This window comes from Runella sp. R0.1_18, assembly GCF_057652155.1.
In genome coordinates, this window is record NZ_JBYFCK010000039.1 from 1 (window position 1) to 22,902 (window position 22,902).

At 40.5% G+C, this 22,902-nt stretch carries 22 protein-coding genes and 1 pseudogene; 9 read left to right on the top strand and 14 right to left on the bottom strand.

Annotation, left to right across the window (positions count from 1 at the left end; all coding sequences use genetic code 11):
- Together AC23P2_RS30295 and AC23P2_RS30300 are read left to right on the top strand one after the other, a co-directional pair.
- The coding region (locus tag AC23P2_RS30295; RefSeq protein WP_487776666.1) for an MFS transporter at positions 1-548 on the top strand (548 nt) is incomplete at its 5' end.
- 82 nt (positions 549-630) lie between these two features.
- Positions 631-3,402, top strand: coding sequence for a Tn3 family transposase (locus AC23P2_RS30300; protein ID WP_487776667.1), 2,772 nt, complete (start codon positions 631-633; stop codon positions 3,400-3,402).
- A 20-nt stretch (positions 3,403-3,422) separates the two neighbouring features.
- Here AC23P2_RS30300 and istB (AC23P2_RS30305) read toward each other — a convergent pair whose 3' ends face one another.
- The 4 genes from istB (AC23P2_RS30305) to istA (AC23P2_RS30320) all read right to left on the bottom strand — a co-directional run bounded on the left by istB (AC23P2_RS30305) (position 3,423) and on the right by istA (AC23P2_RS30320) (position 8,234).
- The gene (gene istB, locus AC23P2_RS30305) at positions 3,423-4,172 is read right to left on the bottom strand and encodes an IS21-like element helper ATPase IstB (protein ID WP_487776668.1); all 750 of its coding nucleotides are present in this window, start codon (positions 4,170-4,172) and stop codon (positions 3,423-3,425) included.
- Positions 4,173-4,192: 20 nt separating this feature from the next.
- Positions 4,193-5,737, bottom strand: a complete 1,545-nt coding sequence (gene istA, locus AC23P2_RS30310; protein ID WP_487776669.1) for an IS21 family transposase — start codon at positions 5,735-5,737, stop codon at positions 4,193-4,195.
- A 175-nt stretch (positions 5,738-5,912) separates the two neighbouring features.
- Positions 5,913-6,653, bottom strand: coding sequence for an IS21-like element helper ATPase IstB (gene istB / locus AC23P2_RS30315; protein ID WP_013931220.1), 741 nt, complete (start codon positions 6,651-6,653; stop codon positions 5,913-5,915).
- Between the two features lie 30 nt (positions 6,654-6,683).
- Positions 6,684-8,234 (bottom strand): IS21 family transposase, encoded by a 1,551-nt coding sequence (istA, locus tag AC23P2_RS30320; RefSeq protein WP_013931219.1) that lies wholly within the window; start codon positions 8,232-8,234, stop codon positions 6,684-6,686.
- Between istA (AC23P2_RS30320) and AC23P2_RS30325 the strand changes: the two genes are divergently transcribed.
- Positions 8,115-8,813, top strand: a complete 699-nt coding sequence (locus tag AC23P2_RS30325) for a hypothetical protein (RefSeq protein ID WP_487776685.1) — start codon at positions 8,115-8,117, stop codon at positions 8,811-8,813. The genes istA (AC23P2_RS30320) and AC23P2_RS30325 overlap by 120 nt on opposite strands.
- 4 nt (positions 8,814-8,817) lie before the next feature.
- Here the strand turns inward: AC23P2_RS30325 and AC23P2_RS30330 are convergent, their stop codons facing one another.
- Together AC23P2_RS30330 and AC23P2_RS30335 are read right to left on the bottom strand one after the other, a co-directional pair.
- Positions 8,818-9,432 carry a relaxase/mobilization nuclease domain-containing protein gene (locus tag AC23P2_RS30330; RefSeq protein ID WP_487776670.1) on the bottom strand — a complete coding sequence of 205 codons (615 nt, stop codon included), beginning with the start codon at positions 9,430-9,432 and terminating at the stop codon, positions 8,818-8,820.
- On the bottom strand, positions 9,429-10,031 hold the full coding sequence (locus AC23P2_RS30335) for a plasmid mobilization protein (protein WP_487776671.1): 603 nt from the start codon (positions 10,029-10,031) through the stop codon (positions 9,429-9,431). Before AC23P2_RS30335 ends, AC23P2_RS30330 begins: the two co-directional genes overlap by 4 nt.
- Between AC23P2_RS30335 and AC23P2_RS30340 the strand changes: the two genes are divergently transcribed.
- The 3 genes from AC23P2_RS30340 to AC23P2_RS30350 are packed head-to-tail and all read left to right on the top strand — an operon-like array spanning position 10,020 to position 11,713.
- Positions 10,020-10,835 (top strand): ParA family protein, encoded by an 816-nt coding sequence (locus AC23P2_RS30340; protein ID WP_487776672.1) that lies wholly within the window; start codon positions 10,020-10,022, stop codon positions 10,833-10,835. The two genes, AC23P2_RS30335 and AC23P2_RS30340, sit on opposite strands and share 12 nt — an antisense overlap.
- A gap of 15 nt (positions 10,836-10,850) precedes the next feature.
- Complete coding sequence (locus AC23P2_RS30345; RefSeq protein ID WP_487776673.1) at positions 10,851-11,234, top strand: hypothetical protein; 384 nt, start codon at positions 10,851-10,853, stop codon at positions 11,232-11,234.
- Positions 11,231-11,713 carry a hypothetical protein gene (locus tag AC23P2_RS30350; protein ID WP_487776674.1) on the top strand — a complete coding sequence of 161 codons (483 nt, stop codon included), beginning with the start codon at positions 11,231-11,233 and terminating at the stop codon, positions 11,711-11,713. The genes AC23P2_RS30345 and AC23P2_RS30350 overlap by 4 nt, the downstream gene beginning before the upstream one ends.
- A gap of 120 nt (positions 11,714-11,833) precedes the next feature.
- Here the strand turns inward: AC23P2_RS30350 and AC23P2_RS30355 are convergent, their stop codons facing one another.
- The 5 genes from AC23P2_RS30355 to AC23P2_RS30375 form a co-directional block, all read right to left on the bottom strand.
- The gene (locus AC23P2_RS30355; protein ID WP_487776675.1) at positions 11,834-12,388 is read right to left on the bottom strand and encodes a hypothetical protein; all 555 of its coding nucleotides are present in this window, start codon (positions 12,386-12,388) and stop codon (positions 11,834-11,836) included.
- Between the two features lie 220 nt (positions 12,389-12,608).
- Positions 12,609-13,406: a hypothetical protein gene (locus tag AC23P2_RS30360; protein ID WP_487776676.1), complete on the bottom strand. Its 798-nt coding sequence runs from the start codon at positions 13,404-13,406 to the stop codon at positions 12,609-12,611.
- A gap of 398 nt (positions 13,407-13,804) precedes the next feature.
- Positions 13,805-14,041, bottom strand: a complete 237-nt coding sequence (locus AC23P2_RS30365) for a hypothetical protein (protein WP_487776677.1) — start codon at positions 14,039-14,041, stop codon at positions 13,805-13,807.
- Positions 14,025-14,507 carry a hypothetical protein gene (locus AC23P2_RS30370; protein ID WP_487776678.1) on the bottom strand — a complete coding sequence of 161 codons (483 nt, stop codon included), beginning with the start codon at positions 14,505-14,507 and terminating at the stop codon, positions 14,025-14,027. Before AC23P2_RS30370 ends, AC23P2_RS30365 begins: the two co-directional genes overlap by 17 nt.
- A 227-nt stretch (positions 14,508-14,734) precedes the next feature.
- Positions 14,735-15,736 (bottom strand): hypothetical protein, encoded by a 1,002-nt coding sequence (locus AC23P2_RS30375; RefSeq protein ID WP_487776679.1) that lies wholly within the window; start codon positions 15,734-15,736, stop codon positions 14,735-14,737.
- Positions 15,737-16,616: 880 nt separating this feature from the next.
- On the opposite strand from AC23P2_RS30375, the gene AC23P2_RS30380 reads away from it, so the two are divergent.
- Entirely contained in the window at positions 16,617-17,807 is a 1,191-nt protein-coding gene (locus AC23P2_RS30380) for a RepB family plasmid replication initiator protein (RefSeq protein ID WP_487776680.1), read from the top strand.
- A 368-nt stretch (positions 17,808-18,175) separates the two neighbouring features.
- Here AC23P2_RS30380 and AC23P2_RS30385 read toward each other — a convergent pair whose 3' ends face one another.
- From AC23P2_RS30385 to AC23P2_RS30395, 3 genes are all read right to left on the bottom strand, one after another.
- Positions 18,176-18,742: an IS5 family transposase gene (locus AC23P2_RS30385; RefSeq protein ID WP_487776681.1), complete on the bottom strand. Its 567-nt coding sequence runs from the start codon at positions 18,740-18,742 to the stop codon at positions 18,176-18,178.
- Positions 18,739-19,749, bottom strand: a complete 1,011-nt coding sequence (locus AC23P2_RS30390; protein ID WP_487776682.1) for an IS110 family RNA-guided transposase — start codon at positions 19,747-19,749, stop codon at positions 18,739-18,741. Before AC23P2_RS30390 ends, AC23P2_RS30385 begins: the two co-directional genes overlap by 4 nt.
- Positions 19,750-19,977: 228 nt before the next feature.
- Positions 19,978-20,505: a transposase gene (locus AC23P2_RS30395; RefSeq protein WP_487776683.1), complete on the bottom strand. Its 528-nt coding sequence runs from the start codon at positions 20,503-20,505 to the stop codon at positions 19,978-19,980.
- 740 nt (positions 20,506-21,245) lie between these two features.
- Here AC23P2_RS30395 and AC23P2_RS30400 point away from each other — a divergent pair.
- Positions 21,246-21,995, top strand: coding sequence for a TapB family protein (locus AC23P2_RS30400; protein ID WP_487776684.1), 750 nt, complete (start codon positions 21,246-21,248; stop codon positions 21,993-21,995).
- 5 nt (positions 21,996-22,000) lie between these two features.
- Positions 22,001-22,902 (top strand): annotated as a pseudogene (locus AC23P2_RS30405) (hypothetical protein); the annotation flags it as partial.

Below are 22,902 nucleotides of genomic sequence, written 5' to 3' on the forward strand. Positions count from 1 at the left end.
ATTTAAATGACGGAATGGTCTGGGGACTCTTGCCGGTACTGTTGTCGCTGAAGGGTTTTTCCCTGGAGCAAATCGGGGTAATTGTAGCGACCTACCCGGCCGTATGGGGCGTAGGACAACTCTTTACCGGAGCCTTGGCCGACAAGTATTGTAAAAAGCGGTTGCTGTTCTACGGCATGTTCCTGCAGGGAGTAGCCATTGTGCTTTTCCCCTGGGCGATAGCCTTTTGGCATTTTATGACCATCTCCGCCTTATTGGGACTGGGAACTGCGGTAGTGTATCCTACATTTCTGGCCGCCATTGCTTCGGATACCCATCCGGAACAAAGAGCTGCCAGTATGGGCGTATTCCGTTTCTGGCGGGATTTAGGGTATGCCATCGGGGCCTTACTGACCGGCATACTGGCTGACTGGGTAGGTATTTATCCGTCCACACTGGTGGTCGGAGGTCTTACCATCTTTTCGGCTCTGATAATCCAATTCCGCATGGCCTGCCAAAAGAAGAACACCACTTCTCAACCGGTTGGTCTGATCAAACAGTTGGTCTGAATGGCTTGCAAGTGGTATTTTGCTAACGACTTACTGATTAAAGACTTACAGAAGTATCTTTCTTTTTCAGGTACAGCCAACTATGAGCCGAATCAAATTATTACAAGCTTCTGAAATCAAAGTCTTTAATACTCCTCCGGTACTTAACCTGGAAGAGCAACGCTATTTCTTTGCGATAGATGAAGCACTCGGAAAGGAACTTGCCAAACTTCGGCATCCGCTCGCTAAGGCGGGCTTTCTTTTGCAGTGGGGGTATTTCAAAGCCGTGGGCCGTTTCTTTGAAGTGGGAGACTTTCGCAGTCCGGATCAAATCTTTGTAGTAAAGACTTTAGGGATTAATTGGGACGATATTCCTTTCCAGGCCCACTATAACAAACAGATGGCTTATCATCACCGGGAGCGAATCCTTCAGCTTTCCGGCTGGCAGCCTTTGGAGGAAACCTTCTTGCGCAAACATATTCAGCAGCTGGTGGAGCGACAACTCATGCCCCGAAAGGTGTTGTTTGAAACGCAGTCTTATTTGTTTAGGGCCCGCATGGAATCCCCGGCCTATGACAAATACCTGCGGGTGATTAACGAAACGCTGGTTTCGGCAGGAAAACAGTTAAGCCAGGCGCTGGCAACTCATCTGACTCAGGAACACAAAGCCGTGCTGGATGAATTTCTGGAAAGGAAAGCGGCCTACCAAAATGCCGATATTGTCGGCTTTAAAACGATCAACCAGTCTAATAGACCCTCAGAAATTGCCAGCAGTCTTGCCCAATTTATCGTGTTAAAAAGCCGTCTGGAAAGGCTGCAAGCCCTTATCGGGCAACTGAGTCTTTCCGATGCCATTATCGACTACCACGCCTACTGGACTACGATTGCTGATACGGACAAAATAGCCGCCCATTCAGACCGGTACCTGTATTTGCTCTGCTTTCTGATTCACCAGATTCGCAAGCGACACGATTTCTTTATTGATATCGTCCTGGATGGGGTCAAATCTGCTGAAAACGCCACCCGACGTTTACAAAAAGAGGATTATTTCGCTACCCAGAAGCAGCGTACTGCCGCTACCCGGCTACTGATCCAGTCCCGGAAGGGGTACTTTGAGCAGCTTCGAGCCGTAAAAGCAATCCTGGCCAGTGACCACCCCCCGGAACAGAAAGTAAGGGCATTAGAGAAGTTATTAGAAGAAGACATTTCTCTGCCAGCCGGACAGCAAGTTCAGTTGGAAACCCTGGAGCGGGAAGCAAATCAGGACCAGTCCCCCTATTTTACAGACTTATGGGAAAAGAAAAGCACCTGGTTAACCAATCGCATCGGAGCGGTCCTTGGGCACCTGATGCCCGATTCGGAGAATACCGATCCGGCTTTAGGGGCAGCCCTTGAACACTACGCGGCGCGTAAGGGTCGGATTTCCACCCCAGCTAAGAACCTGGATTGGCTGGAAACGGTCCGTCAGGATGAACTTTACGTCCAGCAAGAAGATAAAGTAAAGTTCCGTCCCCGTTTGTACAAAATGTTTCTGTTTGATGCCCTTGCCCACGGAATTAAGTCCGGCACCATCAATTTTAGGTATTCCTATCGCTACCGCTTCCTGGATCAATACCTGATTGACAAAAACGAATGGAAAGCCCATAAGAAGCGGCTATTGGAAGATGCCGAACTGACTCACTTCGCCGATTACGGTAAGGTGCTGGCTGGATTAAAAGAGCATTTGCACGCATTGTACTGCCAGACGAATGAAAATATCAAAGCATCTACAAATCCCCACTTTACCTTTAACCGGGAGAAAAAGCCCCTAATTGCGACTCCCGCCGTGGAGAAACCCGACACGGAACGGGTAGCCGCCTATTTTCGTCCGGCCCGGTACGTATCCATCCTTTCCGTATTGTCAGATGTGGAAAAAGCCGCTCCCTTTCTGCATCTGTTTGGACATGGGAGCAAAACCGACGAAAAGAAACGCCCTACCCAGGAAACCTTTTTTGCCGCGATCCTGGCAATGGGCTGCAATATCGGGGTAGACCGGATGGGCCGGATTTCCAAAGGCGTGCAGGCCTCTACCCTGAAGCATACGGCCGATTGGTACTTGTCCGAACAGGCGCTGGCCGATGCCAATAATACAATCATCCAAATGAAAAATAGCTTGGCTCTGCCAGAGATTCACCGGAAGTCCCCCACCGAACTCCATACGGCCAGTGATGGGCAGAAAATTTTGGTGAAGGGCGATTCGCTGAATGCTACCTATTCGGCCAAGTATCCCGGATTCCAAAAGGCATCGAGTATCAACACTGCCATTGACGAACGGTTTGCTTCTTACTATTCGGCCGTTATCACGGCTGCTGACCGGGAAGCGGGGAATGTAGTGGATATGCATTTAGGCAATCCGGTGGTGAAGAGTACGATGCATTCTACTGACTCCCACGGGGGAACCGAAGTCATATTTGGTATGATGCATTTTTTAAGCGTGTTCTTTGCGCCCCGCATCAAGGAGCTGGGTACGCTGGAACTCTACAGCTTTGTTTCCCAGAAAGAGTACGCCGGGCAAGGATACGTCCTGTTGCCTGACCATTACATCAGTGAAAAGCTCATTGAGACGCACTGGGATGACATGCTTAGGGTGATGGTATCGCTCAAACTGGGCAAAACCACCGCTTTTCAGGTACTCAAACGAATGAACTCGTATGCCAAACAGAATCCCTTGCAGAAGGCTTTCAAAGAGTTCGGCAAAATCATTCGGACCGCTTTTATCCTCAGGTATTACGATGACCTGGAATTACGGCAGTCGGTTGAAAAGCAGCTAAGTGTAAAATGGCGTGAAAGTGTACCATTGATTGGCGCGAAAGTGTACCGGTTTTCGGGAGGGTAAAAACGTTGATACAAATGTAATTATTGAACTTCTTTGTCGTGCATTTTTTTACGTTTTCTCATGGAATCCCCTTTGAGTTCGATTCGATGCGCTTGTTGTAAAATGCGATCCATGATGGCGTCGGCCAGCGTTGGCTCAGCGATATAGTCGAACCATTGAGCAACCGGTAATTGTGAGGTAATGACCGTTGCTGCTTTGCCATGCCTATCTTCAATAATTTGCAGTAGGGTGAGTTTGGTTTGGGTATCAAGCGGTTGTAGTCCCCAATCATCTAAAATAAGCAGTTGCGTTTTTTCGAGTTTAGCAAGTTCTTTAATGTAGGAACCATCTGCTTTGGCCAACTGTAATCGTTGTAAGAGTTTGGTCATGGAAAAATAAGCGACCCTATTTCCCATCTGGCACGCCCTGAACCCAATGGCAGAAGCAATATAACTCTTACCACAGCCCGTTGCTCCTGTAATGAGGACATTTTCACCCCGTTTGATGAAAGACGTGTCGCTAAGTCGCAGAATGGTGTTCTTCTCTAAATTTCGTTGAGCCGCGAAGTCGATCTCCTCTATAGAGGCTTGATAACGGAACTTGGCAGCCTTGATAGTACTCATCATTTTGCGATGATTTCTTTCCAATACTTCGGCTTCTATGAGTTGAGCAATAAGCATGTCAGCCGTTGGGTGTTCATTGAGGGGCAGTTTCAGCAGTGACTGATAAGCCTGAGCCATCCCTGTCAGATTCAGGCTTCGCATTTGAGCGATGGTTTGTTGTGTATTCATTGTTGGTTTTGGTGTTATTTTTACTGATAATGACTTGCTCCTCTGATATTTGTGTGCAGTGGAATAATAGGAGTTGGGTTTGGTTCTTCCGGCTTGATGGGTACTTTGTCCAATTCCCTATCCAAGATACTTTGTACCAATTTTACTGATACATATTCATAAGCAATGGCTCTTTCACAGGCATTTTCCAAGCGTTCATTTCCTGCTTTTTTCCCTAAAGCCAATACTCCCGCGCAAGATTTATAGGCTTGCTCAGGGTATTTTCGAGATATTAAAAGCTGCTGAATAACCTTGAGAGTATGTTGCCCAATCTTAGAGGCCTGATTCTCAAAAAACTCCGGTGACCAGTTCATCACCCACTGATGAGAGGGGTGTAAATGTTCTTTCAGCGTAGTATAGCCACCTTGTGCTATGATGCGCTCGTGGATAGCAATGCGCTGATAATCAAGATATATTTCAACAGCTTCGGTCGTATATCTGATTTGAACTTTCCTGCCTACATACTTGTAGGGCACCGAATAATAGTGTTTATCTTCTGAGAGCTTTATATGGCAATTAGGATGGACCTTGGCTTCTCTGAACCACTTGAGTTCATAGCGATAAGCAGGCAGTTGACTCAATGCAGCTCGTTCTACTTCCTCGAATATGTCTTGGCGGCTTTGAGTTTTTCCTTGCAAAAGAGTAGTATTATGCAGCAGTAAACGTTCTCGAATGGCCTCATTGAGTGCTGCCAAAGAGTAAAACGTCTTCTCAGCCAACGAGGCGTAAATGCGGGTGTAAAGGATACTAACCGTGCGCTCGACTAATGCTTTATCTTTGGGACGATGGCTTCGGGTAGGGTAAATGGTTGTTTGATAATGTTCCCCAAAATCGGCCATACTTTCATTGAGGTCCGGCTCGTAACGGTCTGCCTTGCTGACCGCTGACTTCAGGTTATCGGGAACGATGGCCTGAGGTACACCCCCAAAAAAGGTCAAAGCGTTTGATAAAGCGCTGAAAAAATCAGGTTTTTTCTGCGAGAAAACCGCCTGACAATACGTGAGTTGGGAGTAGCCCAATACTGCCACAAAAACTTCTGCCGCTATTTTTTCATGCGTTTGCGGGTCTGTCCAGTAGAGTTTGCTGCCGGCAAAGTCTACAAAGATTTTATCACCTGCTTTATGCTCTATGCGAAGACTTAGTTTACTGTTTTGTTGCCATTTGGCAAATACTCGGCAAAAGCGCGAATAACTCAGTTTTCCTTTATGAATATGGCAGTAGTCCTGCCAAAGTAACTGGCGTGTCATACCAACTTTGGCTAAACGTTTCTGATAGTCCGGAAATAAACTGAGAATGTCAATCACAACATCAGAGGATATGGCTTGGGGCTGAATGGAAGTGTTGACAATCTGCCATAAACGGGCTTCTTCAAATGCGCATAACGTTCCTAAATCTCCACCTGAATAGGATAAGAGTAAAGTAAGGTAGTTGGAAACGGTACGACGATGAATGCCCAGATGTCTTGATATGTATCGCTGACTTTTACCTGATTGGTGCAACTCAATGAGTTTGTGTAGTTTTTGCATCGTGATTCGTTGGTTTGCCATAGCTTTTGAAATTGTTGTTTATCTCAATTCCAAAAGCTATTTGTCAACGTTTTCACTTACTTGAGTATTCCGATAATAATTGATCAGGGTATTCCGATGCAATTTGCGCAGCTGTGGATAACTTAGAGAAGTGATGCAAATATAGTTAAAGAATTCATTTAGGATTATTTTTCGCGGTGTTTCTCAAGGAGCCACCTTTAAGGTCAATACGATGGGTGTGCGATAAAATTCTATCCAAAATAGCATCCGCCAAAGCAGGTTCCGCGATATAATCATGCCAATTGGCCACAGGCATTTGAGCAGTGATGATAGTGGAAGTTTTGCCATGTCGGTCTTCAATGAGTTGTAAAATGGCGAGTCGCGCACTGGTATCGAGTGGTTGAATACCCCAGTCATCCAGAATAAGCAAATGATATTTTTCAATTCGGGCAAGTTCTTTGATATAAGAACCATCGGCTTTGGCTAGATGAAGCCGTTGCAGCAGCTTAGGTAATGAAAAATAGATGACCCTAAACCCCATCTGGCAGGCTTGATAGCCCAAGGCCGTGGCAATAAAACTTTTCCCGCAGCCCGTCGCTCCGGTAATAATTATGTTTTCATGTCTTTTCACAAAAGAGGTATCAGCCAATTTATAAACCATATCCTTACTGAGATTTCTTTCGGAAGCGATGATAATTTCTTCCACCGTGGCTTGGTAGCGGAATTGCGCCTGTTGGATAGCTGAGCGTGTTTTTCGGTGTTGCCTGTCAAGGATTTCGGCCTCTACAATTTGGGCCAAGAGCTGCTGTGAGCTTGGGTGTTTATCCACTGGCAGTTCGCAGAGGGTTTGGTAGGCATTAGCCATCCCCATTAATTTGAGTGCTCGCATTTGAGAGATAGTTTCGTGTGTATTCATTGTGCTTTGTTTTACGGTTGAAAAGAAAAACTATTGATAGTGACTTGCTCCACGGATATTTTCGTGATAAATGCCCGTTGGTGAGGTAATTGTTTCATCTGCTAAGGGAATGTAGTCCAACTCTCGGTCGAGAATACTTTTAATGAGTGTATAGGATATCCCCTCGTAGGCGATAGCTCTTTGACAGGCATTCTCCATGCGTTGAGCACCTACCTTTTTGGCCAAACTCAGTACGCCAGCGCATGATTTATAGGACTGAGCAGGGTAGGTTTTTCTGTTGAGCAACTGTTGGATGGCCAAATGAGTATTCATCCCGATTTTGAGGGCTTCCTGCTCAAAGAAAACGGGGGACCAATTCATCAGCCATTGGTGCTGAGCGGGCAAATGCTCTTTCAGAGTGGTGTAATGATGTTTAGATACCATGCGTTGATGGGTAGCAATTCGTTGGTAGTTGTGGTAAATCTCTACCGTCTCCGTATTATAAACCATCTTTACCAATTGACCCACAAGCGTATAAGGCACCGAGTAGTAGTGCCTGTCCTCGGAGAGAAGTACGTGGCAATCGGGATGAACCTTGGCCGTATGATAGGATTGTAATTGATATTTTTCCGAGGGCAATGGCCTCAAAGCGGAACGTTCAACTTCTTCAAAACGGGAACGGCGGGAATAGTCTTTTCCTTGAAAAAGAGCCTGATTATGAACTTCCAGCAAGGGTAAAATGGCCTCATTGAGTGCCGCAAGAGAACTGAAGACCTGATTACGAAGCGGGGCATAAATGCGTTGATAAGCAAGTTCAACGGCCTTTTCCACTAGGGATTTATCGCGGGGTTTTCCACTTCGGGCTGGATAAATGCAGCTGCCGTAATGAGCGGCAAAATGCTCAAGGCTCTCATTAAGATGGGGCTCATAACGGTCCGGTTTAGTGACTGCGGACTTCAGATTATCAGGTATGATGGCCTGTGGAACACCGCCAAAATAAACCAACGCGTTTGATAAAGCCGCTAAAAAGTGGGACTTACGTTGCGAAGGGATGGCTTCCACGTAGGTGAGCTGACTACAGGCTAAGGTAGCCACAAAAACTTCTGCTGCTATGCTCTGACCCGTGGGAATATCGGTCCAATACAACTTGCTGCCAGCAAAATCAATGAAAAGTTTTTCCCCTGCCTTGTGCTCAAGGTGCATGACCACCTGCTGATGCTTCTGCCATTGGCGGAACAGGTTGCAAAATTGAGAGAATTGAACTCCGTCTGGTTGTTCTTTACGATACTCCAACCAAAGCAGTTGACGGCTTACACCGACACGAGACAATTCCTGCTCATAGTTTTTAAAACGTTCATGCAGGGTTTGATGTTTGGGAGAGGGCTCTGCAGGCTTACCGCTCACTAACCGATGAAGCGCCTCATCACTCCAGGTCAGCGCTTCTGATAGGTCCTTAAAGTAGCTCTTGAATAAATCAAGGTAGTGCCTGACGGTGTTACGGGAAAGACCCTGAGTGCGAGCAATCTCACTGCGAGAGATGCCCTGTATCTGCAATTGAATGATTCGTCTTATCTGGTACATCTGGGTAAGTTTGTTAGCCATCGCTTGCTCGAATACGGGGTTTATCAGCGTATTCTAAAACAAAAGATGGATTCTCTAACAGACTTATCCACACCTGCGCAATTTCAATCGGAATTACCCGGTCAATTTAAATCGCAGAAGGCTGCTCACTTTCATCGGAATATTCACTTACTCTTGAGGGTGGTACACTTTCGCGCCATTTGCCGGTACACTTTCATAGGATTTTACAGGTATGCCGATGGTTTCAAAAATGCCATCGAACATGAGCTTTTTGAAGGCTTCTTTGTGAAAATTTTTAATTCGGCTTACTTTATTGCTACAAAATTAGAAGCACACAAGATGCGAGGTGGAAGTGACTTTCGTACCAGTACTGATTTTGAGGATATTGTCTTTGTGCTTGACAATTGCCCCACTTTAAGTAATGATTTATCCAGTATCTCTGACGATTTGGGTCAATATTTGAAAGTTGAGTTCACCAATCTTCTAAAACATCCAGACATTAAAGAAGGTATCTATGCACATATTGAACCTCGGTTTGCTGCTCATCGCAGTATGAAAATTTTAGAATTACTGGAATCTTTCGTGAACAGCTTCGAGTAAAACCTTAACCTACTCGAAGCTGTCTTGTTGCTTTCACCTCTGGCGCATCCTCTGTCTTTTGCTGCTCCTTCCAAATCACTCGCTTCATTTGGGTGGTTGTTGTAAGCTTATACAATTGCTCTACTTCCCGACAAAAACGACCCATTTCTAAAAAATTGAAGCGGGTTTTTGCCGTATTTTTCCCGTCTAAATTGATTCTGTTGGCAATGATGTGAAAATGATCATGGTCTTTATCAGCATGACGAAAAGCAACAAGTTGGTTGTTTTCCATGCCAAAACGCTGCGCAAACAACTGGCAAATCTCGGCCATTGTTTCAGTATCAACTTTTTCACCTACTGGAAACGAAAAAGCCTGGTGCCAAACGGGTTTCTCAACTCGACGGTTCAAATTAGCTATGCGCTGCATCCGCTCTGACATTTTTTCCAGATTCAGGGGAGTTTCATTGCCCCCTTTTATCTGCTTTGAATCAGTAACCGTTGAAACAGGTACGTGCTGAAAATAGACCAATTCCCCCCTTATTTGTGAGCGGTCAAGGCTTCGGTTAGGGCGGGTAGCGTAATAACAGTATTCCAAAGTTCCCAAGAAGCTTGTTCCGATAGAAGCTACTTTGCCAATCATAAGGTTTCTTCCAAATAGTCATAAGTATGCTGAACGATATTAGATACCTGCAAAGCCGTCTGTTTTATCTCCGTCGAAATAGCCTTGTCATGGCTGACTTTGTGACTCAATTGCAACATCGTTCCTGATAACTTTTCAAGGTTTTTAAGTAAAGCAAGTACATCCGTTGGTAACGATTTCTGCACAGGCAAGTAGAACTTACTCTGCATACTGCATTGCCTCAAAAAGTCGGCTCTACTCAGGTTACTTTTTTTACTTTGTTTACTCAACAAGTCCCATTCTTCCTCGGTAAATCGTACCGTAAGTCGCTTATTCCTTACTTTCGTCTCGTCTTTTTTGGGACGACCCTTTACTGTAATTTTCAATTTTTTGAGTTTAGCTTTTACCCCTTCTTCTATTCTCTCGCCCCCTTTTTTGTCTGCCAAAAACATAACTTGCTTATTCTGATTTTTAACCTTTAAAGTTTCCCCTTCATTCCTAAATTCTTTCCTCTTCATCGAACTTATTTTCGGGGCATTCCAATTCAAAAATAATATTAAATAAACTATTTTATTTATTTTAGCAACTTTAATATAATTTACAAATTTATGTCGGCTCAAATCATCTGTGTACACACTTCCAAAGGTGGAACTGGAAAATCTACCATTACAACCATTTTAGCGTCTTACTTAACTTACGAATTGAGTAAACGAGTCTTGGTCATTGATGCTGATGCTCCGCAGTTTTCAATTGACAGCTTACGCCATCGGGAACAAACCATTTACCAGCATATCAGTCAAAAATGTCAAGATTTTGATGAAGTCAAAAAAGCGCTTTTTGCTTCGCAGCTTTCGGTAGCCGATCAAGCTATTTATGAACGATACCGCTATAATCAACAACGTAGCATCACTAATTTTTATCCAATCTACACCGTTGAGCAGTCAGAATTAGACGAATTGGACATTGAAAAAATCAGCAGCTCTTACGACTATGTTTTTTTTGATTTAGGGGGACGCTTTGATGAAAGTATTGTTCGTACACTCCGCTTCGCTGATTTGGTACTCGTCCCTTTTACCACGCAAAACATTGATGTGATGGCTTCGCTTGAATATTGTCTAACCCTTGCCGACCATGTGAAGCAAGGACATCTTTCGGACTCAACCCAATTTTATTGCTTTTGGAATAAATACAAATTCACGTTTCAGAAAAAAGCGGAACTCATTGAATCGCAATTAAAAACCAAGTTTACTGCCAAAGGCATTTCATTTGACTTTCTTGAAACTCGACTGAATGATGCCGATTCTGGCTTCGACCGTGCCAAGATGTGGACGACCATTTCGTCTCCTATCCTATTCAAAGGTGGGCAATATCTCAATGGCATTGCACGGTTTACCGAAGAAGTTATTAAGCTATCTAATTATTAAAATACTTAAATATTCATGCCACAACTACCCGAAATACTCAAAACAACATTACCTAAACAGAAGATAGCAGAAAGCCAAAACCCTTCTGTCATTTCAGAAATGGACTTTGACGAGGAAACTCTCAATCGGCGAGTATCTACTTACCAAACAAGTATAAAACCCAAACCTCAGCTTACTGTAAAGGTAAAACCCCAAAAGGTATTTCACATCGGATTAAAATTAGATGACCAATTCCGTTCGGAGTGGCTACAACTCAAATACTCGTTGGCTTTGCGGCACGGTGTAGAGATTTCGATGCAAAAATATGTAGAATTTCTTCATGCTAAGGCTGTTGAAAAAAGTGAATCTGATGATTTTTTGGCAGAAATGGCAGGTTATTTTCAAGCTAAAACCCAATGATGTTACAAATCTCGTTGAGTTTATACTTAGTCAGCGCCATATCAATGATTGTAATCTGGGCGGCTCTGCTTTTGGGCTTTTTCAAAGTGTCAAAACGGACTAAGAAAAAAAGACCCCTTCCTGAAACCTTCACCTTTTTTCAGCCCAAACAAGGTGGTTCCTTCAAAAACACGGACGATATAATCATTAGCTCACGGTCAGATGATTTAGATATTAAAATAGTTACCTATCAAAATAGCTTAATAGGTAATAAATTAAAAACAGCACCTTTGCCTATTGAAGAGCCTTCTGAGTTTGCAAGTGATGATTCCGATCAGCCTTTTGCGCTATTTTCTAATGAGGAGATTCAAGCCTCGGTAAGTCAAGCTCAACAAAACTTGGAAGAAATTATAGCCAAGCGTAAAGAACGAAAAGCTGAGTTATTTGAATTTGAGCAATTATTGGAGGCTATGGAAGAGGATGATAAAATAGTTGAGTAGTTTTCTATTTAGATATTTTTCTATTTTATTATTCGGTTATTAGCGTTTACCCCCTGATTCCCACTGCAAAGAGCCTCGTTTCCAGAGGCTCAACCAAATCGCTCAGAGCTTCAATTTGGCTTATTTTTTCAATCGAAATAATCGAGCGTTGAAACGATACCCTAACGAAATAAGCGCATAACTTATCTCCGCCAGTGATAGGGGATTAACTCGGTAACGAAAACCCATTACAATCGGTCCTTTTTCAGCTTCTACATTTCCCTCTAATCCAGCAACAAAACGGGATTTCTTACCTTCGACTACAAAACCTAATACCTGGTACTCGCTCAATTTTTTCTCATGCCCACCAAAAACGGATAAACCCCAAAAGCCAGATATGCCATTTTGCAATTCAAGGACTTTTATCCTTATTCCTACACCAGCTAATATTTGACGGGTCGTATTGTCGCCAATCAACTTGGTCGAGTTAAACCAGCCCTGTATATCTCGATTAGGGTTCAGATTATCTTTCAATCCTAATCGAAAGCCGTACATATTACCAGGAGGGTGAAGTCCCAAGCCCCCAGTGGCTTCTACATTTGATATAGTAAAGCGCTTAGTTGAATCCGTTTGAGCCAGAATCGAAGAAGAAAAGGTCAAAGAAATAAGTAAAATTTTGAGTAGTAAACTTTTCATTTGATGATTGATTAAAGATGAAACTAAGAGCTAATCGCTGCCCATTTTTGAGTAATTAACTTACTATAAAGATACTTATATATTTAGATATTTTTATATTTACTTTGATAATCAAGCACTTACATAAAACTTATTACTACCATTCGTTTTACATTAGATTCTACCCCTTGATTCCCAACCAACGAAGAGCAACGCAGTGAAGCCTTGCCTTCGTGTTGGTTTACTTTCTTGACGATTTCTTAGAACTGGGCTTTGAAACGGTTTGTACCTCTTCGACAGGTATTGGCTCAACTACTGATACAGGTTCGCTTGCAGCTTCCTCTTTGGGCGGCTCAATTAAAGGTAAGCCATAGATAAGGTGTTTTGGAAACCAATCAGATACAAAAGTAGTAACGGTATTTTGCAGGGTAACAGCCCCATACACGTTGTAAGCTCGTGCCACGTCTCGCCCCAACTTCCGAAATGCTAAATTGCCTTCTTCAAATTGAAAAGTAGCCGCAAAGTAGTTACCCTTTTGCGTTTTGCCATCAGGTAAAGTTATCTCATAATCCTTCTTTTCAGCTTTTAGAACAAATTTCAGGTCTTCAAATTTTTTACGTTGATAGACTATTTTTTCACGAGCTTCTTTGAAGTTAATGGCACTCGTGTTGTTAAACATGATTGTGCTTACACACAGATTAGCATCCAAAAAGAAGAACTCAACCCACTGTGTACTTTCTTTGCGGTCAAATAAACCACCGTTGAAAAGACGCCATGCAAAAGGTTGAAAAGTAAACTCAGTCCCTAAATCTTCTTTCCCGTCGAGATTAAAACGTCCCGTTTTTCCGTCAAAGCGGTATATTTTGGGTCTTCCTTCAATGTAAATGATTTTCGGTTCGAGGGTTTCTTCGCCTGTATCTTCATCTACCAACGTTTCAAATAAGTTAGGGAATAACTCTTGAAGGGGTCTTTGAGTACCGTTTACAGTTAAAGCCGCTGAAACTGTGGTTGTTTCGGGAGAAATTGCAGTTGCCGACATGGTTAAAATGATTAAAGTGAATAAATGATTTGTCATTGATTACTTACCAAAAGTACGATTTTTAAGACATATCAAAAACACTTTACTACTGATATTCAATTAGTTATGTAACTTCTAACTGCCATTTGATTATGTGATTATAGCTTTCCCCATGATTGCGCTTAGGTCAAAGACTTTCGAGCCAGACAACTGAGTTGAGTAGAGGCTATGTGCGTGTCTGGCTTGAATGTCTTTGGTGCGATTTGCCTTCAAAATGTGTTCAAAGCGAAGCTGAACTTATTTTGAAGGCTTCCCCTTGATTCCTTGACTGACCAAGGTAAAAAATTGGTAAACTTATACCTTTATACGTTACCGAAGAGGAGTTATGTATTTTAATATTAAAATATCTAAATAGGAAATTACAAAAACTCAATCTCAGATTCAAAAACCAAAAATGATAAATCAGGATTGATGTCTGGTACGAATTCAAAATCGGGAGTGGTTTTCTGGTTATCAACCAGGATTTGTTTTTGATTCGGAATGACCTTCCCAACAAGCCCTTTTCTGAGAATAATATCGATGGTATGGCAAATAACAGCCCGACGGTATCGGGCTGTTTGTGAGATTGGACAAGATGCTTTAATCAACGATTTCACGGCTGTACCCAAATTTTTGAATCTTACTGGCTGGATGAATGGTGAATCTAAATGTTCCATCTTCGTCATAAAGCTGGACAGGTGTTTTAGATTTTTCGGCTCTCTGGGCATATTGCTCAATCAACGCCAGATCATCCTTCAAACGTTTGTAATCAGGTGTTGCCGAATAATCGTAACGTGTCGAAGTCGCTTTTCGAGTAAAAGCCAATCCATAAGCAGCGGGGATTTTTTCGGGATAACGGTCTAACTCGTTATGTAAAGTTTGAGCTATTTTTTCCCGAGCTTGCTTGGCAATGTACTCAATTCGGTAGAGCCAAGATTCCGCAAGCAAAGGGTTTATCTCACCACTTTCAACCTTTTCAGCAATAGATGTGGCAAATTCATCAAGCTTACTTTTGCCGAAGTGAATCAGTTCTAATTGGAATTCCCTTTTCAAAAGGGTAGGTACACGTTTTGTCTTTCTCATTGGATTGTGATTTAATATCTTATTATAAAGATACTTAAATATTAAAATATCTATTTCATTATCAAAAAGTTAGTGTCAACTTTTAATCACCTACTGTTTAATATTTTCAATTACCCCCTGATTCCCGATCTTAGTAGCTTGATTTTACAAGCTACCGTTTTGAAGTGTTGGGGATCAAAAAACTCTATTATTTTTATATCAAAATAGATATATATTAAAATATCTTATTAATTAAGATACGCTGTTAGCAAACTATGAAACACCCTTTCATCAGCGTAGAATCGGTCTTGAACGCTCATGGAGGTAACTTGATTAAAAAGTGAGTGATTGACCGCATTGTAGAGTAACCAAACGTTGGCAGAACTTTCCAACATTCCTTGCTCTAATTCCATTCGTTCTAAGGCTGCCGAAATTAGTTTCTTCGGAATTCCAACTTTCCGAACTATTTCGGTCGCTTCTTCTATGTCAGTTACTTGTAAATCCGTCATTAGGTTGTACACTTGTGAAGTACTGCTTTCTTTATTGATTTGAGAAAAGTTGTTGACCAAACCTACTAAAAATTGTTGAAACTTGTCTATGTTAATGCCCTTGTGTGAGAAAATCCGAAGGAATTGTTCTTCATCTTTCTGCTCAAACCGTTCTTCCAAACCTTTCACCTTGGCATTTGCAGGCATCCCGTTTGTAAGCCAGTGAAGGTATTCATCTAATGAAATAAACTCGTCTGCCCAACCCATCATTCCGTTTGAGCAAATTTGGCGGTAATAGGAAACCCTCATAGCAGCGCTTTTTATACCTCTCATCTCATGTCCCTGAATGGTAAAAGGTGTTTTCCCGTTGTAGGAATTCGTAAAGGTCAATTGTTTGCGGATGGTATCATTCCCTGTTTTACCAATTACCAGCGAATCGGGCAGTACAATCCCAATCGAAAACTCACCTTGTAAGCTGTACCGAACGCTAAGTTCATAGTCAATACCTAAACACTCGTCGGCAACAGATTTAATCAGAGCATTGGGAATTAAAGAGTAACTCTTGCTTTGGATAGCGTAAACTTGATTATTACCATCGTTTTTTTTGCCTATAATCGCATTCTGGCGATCAGTAGCAATGACATTATAGTTGTCGGGTAATAGGTTCTCTAAAGCTATTGTTTCGACAGGGAAACAGATTGTGTCCCAATTAGTAGCATGAGACAAAAGATTTTTACGGGCATTTTTTGATGCTGTTTTCATTATGATAATCGTTTAAGGTTTATTTACGATTCAAAAATACGAGGAAATTCTGATTGTAAACAGTACTTAAACCATTGTAAATCACTTGTTTATCCCTCTGTTTATCATTCAAAATTTCCCCTGTATCAACGGTTCGATTTGATTCTCTTATAGGAATGTATGTTTATTCATATCGAGCAATAAATAGTTTTGTTTATTATTTCAAACAAAAAGTGTTCCTAATATTTTAAGTCGACAAGATGATTTAGTTTTTTAGTTATTTTTTAGTGTTCTTCCAAAATTTTTCTTTTCCCCATTGATTCAAAAAATATAAAAACTAAAATCAGAATAATCTTTTTTAAATAAGTTTTTAAAAGAATGTTTTTAATGTAGTTTTTTATTAAGTTTTTTAGTAGCCACAAAAATAAGTATAACTTATTGATTTTTATTTATTTATGAAATAATAAATGTATATCCATTCATGTATAAATGTATATCGAGTCATGTATAAATGTATATCGAGTCATGTGAAAATGTATGCTGAGTCATGTATAAATGTATATCGAGTCATGTAACAGCTCAAAGTGTATAAAATGTATATTCATTCATGTGTGGATAAGTATTTATCCTGCTGATAAACAGAGATTTGAATAATTATTGCTGTTGGTAACTCAGCATAAAATGTATATTCATTCATGTAAAACCACCGGAACTAACCTCAGGAAATGAATACTGATGTCTGATAATATACATTTTCTGGAATAATGTACATTCATTCATCACTAAATAAGGGTTAATTAATTGATAATCAGTGTATCTGAAGATGTAAAATGTAAATAAATTTTGAGTGTATTTACATTTTACGTAAGTTTACTTGAATTCTAGACCTAACAAACAACCAATGGCAAAGAAGACCAATTCAGAATACATTGAAGACTTGCAAAATAATTCCGATGTGGTCATTCTGAATAATCCCATTGCAACGCCCACCTTTATACGTCAGTTGTCGAAAAGTAAAAAAGCGGAGATTAACGAAGTATATACACCTAAGTTATTCTACGAAATTGCCTCACGACTCAAACCATCAGACTTAGAAAACCTAAGTAGGAATACAAACATTGTGTTAACCCTCGAAATAAAAGACTTTTTAAAGAGCATTCAAACCACCAATACATCAGGTTATTCTTACTTGATTGACTCCATCAAGATGTTGCAAACTACGCTTGTGGAATGGATAGAAGGTCGGGAAACCATCATCGTACCCATTATTTCGCAGAGTGTACATAAACACGATTCTGGAAAGATTGACCTCTATATCTCACATGACTTAGCGAAGCAAATTTTGCAGGTGAAGGAAACTGAAAACTTTAGCTTTTTTAAAAAAAATGTATTTGCGCTTCAAACAAATCGATCAATCAAATTATTTCCTTTTTTCAGTAGTTGGAAAAATTATGGCCGCCCAATCGATGTGGATTTAAAAGCGTTCAAAGAAAAGTTAGGGTTCAATAAAGCAGTTTACTCTCGTTTTTCGTCTTTAAAAAAACACGTCATTGACCCAGCCATTTATGAAATAAATGAAAAAACTGACTTGTTTGTAAAATACGAACTACTTGGTAATAACTTAGAATCAAAAAAACCACGGGTAACGGGCATACGGTTTTGGGTTTGGGAAAAGAAAAACTTGAAAGCTTTAGAAGATAAAAAATCCAAACAGGGTAGGGGAGAGGTAATCACTGACGTGGATAAGTATATAGAACAAGTAACAGTTGACTACAAAACTCGATTACGTAAACATGCCGACGAATTTTATGATCGCCTCTTAGGTAATGCTGCCAACAAGGCTCAGTATGGAGAATTAGTTGCCAAATTTCAAGGCACGGCTTTGGTTAATCAGTTCAATTTGATAACCGATGTGGAATGGATGATGAAAGAATTCTTTAGAATGTTTCCGTACCATGCCGAGTCATTGCGCTCGCTTTCAGCTATTCGCTCTCACATAGAAGCTACGGAACAAGAATCTAAACAGCGAGGGTTTTTGCTGTATTTTGAATTGGATGAAGGGTTTGGATTGAAAGTAACAAAGGCTACGTAATAAATGGGGTATTGTTAATAAATTAGGGCTAGAATTGGTGATTTTTGATTTAAGTAAAGTAAAAGCCTTATATATTCGAACTCAACTTAGAAGCAAAACTAACAATTATGCCCGGATATCCTTTTATAGTATAATCAAAACCCAATTCAGGTAATGTGGGATCTACCTCTGACAGATTTTGAGCTTTTATAGTTAATTAAAAATCACAGTCAAGCGGCGTTTGAGTCATTTTATTGTCCTGTTCCCCTGAGGCGCGATTGAATTAAAGTAGAGGCTAGTACAAATAAATTGTTGCGGAGTTAAATATCCAGTAGTCCTGCAAATGTAATGCTGAGTTATCTTTGCAAAAAAGGAGCTTTGTTGCATGATTAATTTGTAATGATGTTGACGGTTTGTGGTCTAATCAAGTTCGAGAAGAGATTCAGGCAGGTTGCCTTTATTCTTACCTCAACCTTCTGATTGTTAATCAACCGACTTTTTAATCGCTCGCTAAATGTAGTTTTCAGACGATACATAGCTGTTTCTGCCATGCTTCGCCGATGATATCTTGTCTGCTTTTTCCATACTGAAGAGTCAAGCTCTTTACAAATTACTGCCTGATTGCGTTGATGGTCTAAAAGTTGTCCCTCTTTATTCTTCCAAACAATAGCATTCACTCTGGGAGGAATCAGGGCTTGAATTTGATGTTCTTGCAGGTAATCATAGACTTTCTGCCGATCATAGGCACCGTCTGCGGCCACTTTATTAATAGGTAAAGATACCTCTTCAAGGAGAGGTTTTAATACAGAGGCGTCATCTATGTCATTGTTTGTTAGAGATATAGCTAATATTTGATGAGTTGACTCATCATAAGCTAAGTGTACTTTACGCCAACTTCGACGTTTACTAAACCCATGCTGTCGAACTTTCCACCGCACGGGATTTCTATGATTCAAACAAGAGAGTATGTATAATTTTCGTCATATTTTTTACCTTGCTTGGCTAAAGAAAAAATAAGCCTAACCAACTTATTCTTCATGGCATTGAAGATAGTAAACTTATTTTTTCCTTCTTTGAGTTTGCGCTCATAGTAAATTTTGAAATGAGCGTTGTATCTCATGGCAGACATAACACAATTTGACAAAGTGGCTTTAATCCCCTTGTAAGCTTTTTTACTGACTCTGGGCTTTGATTGTAAACTGGTACCTGAAGAGTTTTCAAAGGGGACGACCCCCGCATGGCAGGCCAGTTGTTTAGCATTATCGAACTTTTTAAACTCATCGGTAATGACAATACATTTAGCCGCAGTGACAATACCTACTCCCGGAATTGAGGTGATATTTTCAAAAAGTAATTTTAGATGTGGATCAGAATCAATGAGTTCTTTGATTTGTTTTTCAAGCGATTGTAAATCTGTTTCGACTCCTTTGAGCGTGTGAGCAGAGTATTTTTTAGTGTCTTTTGAAAGCGTTTTGTTGGCCTCACAAGACTTCTGCTCATTCAAAGCTGTCAAACAAATTTGGCGCACTTTTACTAATCTGTCACGAATGTCAAGTAGATTGTCCAATTGGTCAATAATGGCTCTGGGAGGGACATAAAGCTTGATTTCATCACGATTTTTGTAAGCATAACGAGCGATGCATTGAGCATCAACGATGTCGTTTTTGCCCCTTACATCGCCCATTGAATACTTGATTTGACTGCCTGACTCCAGCCAAATTGATGCTTTCCGACTTTGTAAGTATTTTAGTAAGCGAGTGTGATAAATGCCGGGGTGTTCCATGCAAAAAACGGCAGATGGAATCTTGAACTTCAACTCTCGCTGTATGCTCAGTACCGTTTTGGTTATGCTCTTTATGTCATTGCCTGAAACCTGTTCCAGAATAATCTTATTGGCACTGCAAACAGCCCAATTCAAACTTTCTTTGGAGATGTCAATACCGATAAAATACTGTGTTTCCATTATGAGTGATGTTAAGAGTTTGTGTATTTTTACGGACTGTTGTTGAGATTTTATCCTTCATCACCACCTTGGTTAATGGGTTCTACCCAGATTTCTATTTGATGTTTGGATAAAAACAGGATATAGGATTCAATCCCGTGGTGGGTTTTTCCCATGCGGCCCCTTAAAGTGCCTATATCCTGCTCAACAACTGAAAAGTAAACTTACCAGTTTCTTGGTTTTGTTCAATCATACAAATCTAAAGGCGGCCCCGTCCCCCTCTCCGTACACCTTAAGTCTGGTCGAATCAACCACGACATATAGGCCTTGTGGATTGAGTGACGCTTCTGATTTTGCAGGCAATTGTTGACTGAGCTGGGCTTGACGACGACACAATTGACTATAGCTCGGTATTTGTAAGTTCATTCCCATCAGCTCAATTAGACTTGTTAACAGACCCTGTGTTTGGCGAAAAGCTAAACCTAAAACGTATTTAAGTTGTAAGGCACATTCAATGCAGGCATCACTATAACGATAAGCTCCCCCACGGTGGCGTTGACCGCTGTAATACCAATTTTGCAGCGTTTGTTCATCGAGCCATAGTTGGAGGCGGCCTCGTTGAATTAATGCTCGGTTATAATCAGGCCAATTAGTAAGCCGGTAGCGTTCTTTGGGCTTATCTGTATGCCTTGAACTTGGTTTTTTGCGCTTTTTAGGCGCTCTTTTCACAGTTTCAGGAGTGAAAAAGTGTATATTTGGGCGAGCACTGGTTCCCATTGGGATTTGTAACTTTGGTGGTTTGGCAATCTCAAAGTTAACAGTGCTTTCTACTTTTAGCCACTTTTAGGGACATTCATGCAACAAAACCATTATTTAGCAAAAAATATGCCATTTATAAATATTGAATATTTATTCGATATTTTTTGTATTATAAATAACAATTTTAATATAGTTTAAACTATATTTTTATACTATTTAAATGCGCCTTTATGTGGTCTGAAAATAATATAAATACCCATTCTGTAATAGATGCCATTCAATTTGATTTATGTAATACTGAATACTATTTTTCATAGTATTATAATCTTCTTTCATTCGTAAATTCTATAGATTTTTTTCTTTGGTACACTCATTGTTAATAAGATAAGGTAAAAGTTTGTGTGTAGTTAGCTACATACAGATAAGTAGCTTTACCCTTTAAAAAATGAAAATACCTGTTTTTAACTCCCACAATCATCCAATGATGTTTTGTTGATGCTACTTTATATTCTCTAATGGTTTACTTAAAAGAGATGTAAGAATAGGCATCACCTTCTGTTATCTATTATTTATCGTGAAAACTACTCTATTGTCTATTATCATGAACTTTCAATTAGCTTTAGCTGACTTTTCTTCTGCACAAAGGAATACGCGAAAATAAAATTTGGGGCTAGGACGATTATGCCCTTTTCGTAATAAATCTGTTCTCTTATATATAAATAAGCATAGTAAATCATTGCTTAAAAACTGACATCAGAATGAAAAAATCCCTACTTGTTGTCTTTTTTTTAATAATTTCTGCTGACACCTTTTGTCAACAGATTAACCAGCGAGGCATTTTTGATATGCCGAACAAAGTTAGTGCAATTTCACAAGTTTGGTTCGCTGAGGCCGAGGAACCAGGTGAAAGCTCTTATGAAACAGAACAAATGCCCAATGGAAATTGGAAAATTGTTCATCGCATTCACAAACCTACTTTTCCCAATCCTCTTTCGTTTAGCTATTCTTTTGGCATGGCAAAAACTAACAAAGACAGTGTAGCAATGGATATTCAAGCAGTGATGCCTCCTTCCGCTCTTTATTTAGATACCAATGCTTTACAACTTTCTTATATTGGTGATAAAATCATTCTACCCAATAAGCCAGATACAAGCATCCAACTTCTAAATGTAAACGGATTGTGTGTTTTAAGAAAAAAAGTGGACAATGGTGTTCTTATTTCTTATGAAATCAGTCTTACCAATCGGAAATTTTTGAAAACAGAAAGCATTTCACTAAATGGGAAAATCTACGAAGCTTATAAGCATACTTATGATTATGAGCAAAAAACATTATCAAAAACCAATATCATCATAGCAGAGGTCAAAGAAGCCGTGGAAGAAGTTTATGTGGTAGGTTATGGCTTGGTAAATCAAACAAGAAATAACCTTGTAGCTACTGCTCGTTTGGAAGGCTCAAATAAAGTAAGAAGTAAAACAATCATTTCAACGCTTTTTAAACTTCTTTAATTATTATGAACACTAAATTTTTATGTTCAAAACATAGCTTGGTGGTTTTCGCTTTATGCCTTTTTATTTTTTTGTGTGTAAGCGAAATTTACGGACAAACCGTCACTCAATACATTGTAGTTGAAACAAATACACTCTATACCTCAACTGTAGAGGATAATAATGGCAAGCGATATACAGCTTACTGTGTAAATCCTGATAAGTCAGCTCCAGTAATAGGTACAATTTATTACCCTGCCCCTCCAGGATACCCCAACAATACAACTACTCCCATAGTCGTTCCTGCCGACTCTCGTTTTCAGGATAAATATATAGTTCCAATTCCAGATCCAAATCCAAAGTGCTCCATCAGTGCAATTTCAACCAATGTAGGTAATTGTTCTTCTCCAAGTAATGTATATCCATTGTCGGGAACAATCGCCGTAAGCAATCCGCCAACAGACAGCAATGCTCTTTTATATATCTCTGTTGATAATGTTGTAAAACAAATCATACAACCCCCGTTTTCTTCTACTATCAATTATAATATAACCAATGTAATGGGCTTAGTTGCAGATGGAGCTTCGCATACTATTACAACAAGATTTAATTCAAATGGGACAGACCTTTGTACCGCATCAACTATATATACATCTCCGCCAAGTTGTGGCTGTATAAATCCGACACCAACTGTCAATAGCCCAACCATTTGTGCAGGGCAATTAGCAAACTTGATAGTTTCAAATTGTTCAGGCACAGTAACTTGGAATGATGGAGGTATTGGCAATCCAAGATCAGTCTCACCACTCTCAACTACTTCTTATACTGCCATTTGTAACGTTGGTAGTTGTACAGGTACAGCAATGGCTACCGTCACGGTTACGCCCAAGCCGACACCCACACCGACGGTCAACAGCCCAACGATTTG

Excerpts from the sequence above, each read along its gene's own strand:
- AC23P2_RS30300 (WP_487776667.1), top strand. The coding sequence starts at position 631 with ATGAGCCGAATCAAATTATTACAAGCTTCTGAAATCAAAGTCTTTAAT.
- istB (WP_487776668.1), bottom strand. The coding sequence starts at position 4,172 with ATGAATACACAACAAACCATCGCTCAAATGCGAAGCCTGAATCTGACA.
- istA (WP_487776669.1), bottom strand. The coding sequence starts at position 5,737 with ATGCAAAAACTACACAAACTCATTGAGTTGCACCAATCAGGTAAAAGT.
- istB (WP_013931220.1), bottom strand. The coding sequence starts at position 6,653 with ATGAATACACACGAAACTATCTCTCAAATGCGAGCACTCAAATTAATG.
- istA (WP_013931219.1), bottom strand. The coding sequence starts at position 8,234 with ATGGCTAACAAACTTACCCAGATGTACCAGATAAGACGAATCATTCAA.
- AC23P2_RS30330 (WP_487776670.1), bottom strand. The coding sequence starts at position 9,432 with ATGATTGGCAAAGTAGCTTCTATCGGAACAAGCTTCTTGGGAACTTTG.
- AC23P2_RS30340 (WP_487776672.1), top strand. The coding sequence starts at position 10,020 with ATGTCGGCTCAAATCATCTGTGTACACACTTCCAAAGGTGGAACTGGA.
- AC23P2_RS30345 (WP_487776673.1), top strand. The coding sequence starts at position 10,851 with ATGCCACAACTACCCGAAATACTCAAAACAACATTACCTAAACAGAAG.
- AC23P2_RS30350 (WP_487776674.1), top strand. The coding sequence starts at position 11,231 with ATGATGTTACAAATCTCGTTGAGTTTATACTTAGTCAGCGCCATATCA.
- AC23P2_RS30355 (WP_487776675.1), bottom strand. The coding sequence starts at position 12,388 with ATGAAAAGTTTACTACTCAAAATTTTACTTATTTCTTTGACCTTTTCT.
- AC23P2_RS30360 (WP_487776676.1), bottom strand. The coding sequence starts at position 13,406 with ATGTCGGCAACTGCAATTTCTCCCGAAACAACCACAGTTTCAGCGGCT.
- AC23P2_RS30370 (WP_487776678.1), bottom strand. The coding sequence starts at position 14,507 with ATGAGAAAGACAAAACGTGTACCTACCCTTTTGAAAAGGGAATTCCAA.
- AC23P2_RS30375 (WP_487776679.1), bottom strand. The coding sequence starts at position 15,736 with ATGAAAACAGCATCAAAAAATGCCCGTAAAAATCTTTTGTCTCATGCT.
- AC23P2_RS30380 (WP_487776680.1), top strand. The coding sequence starts at position 16,617 with ATGGCAAAGAAGACCAATTCAGAATACATTGAAGACTTGCAAAATAAT.
- AC23P2_RS30390 (WP_487776682.1), bottom strand. The coding sequence starts at position 19,749 with ATGGAAACACAGTATTTTATCGGTATTGACATCTCCAAAGAAAGTTTG.
- AC23P2_RS30395 (WP_487776683.1), bottom strand. The coding sequence starts at position 20,505 with ATGGGAACCAGTGCTCGCCCAAATATACACTTTTTCACTCCTGAAACT.
- AC23P2_RS30400 (WP_487776684.1), top strand. The coding sequence starts at position 21,246 with ATGAAAAAATCCCTACTTGTTGTCTTTTTTTTAATAATTTCTGCTGAC.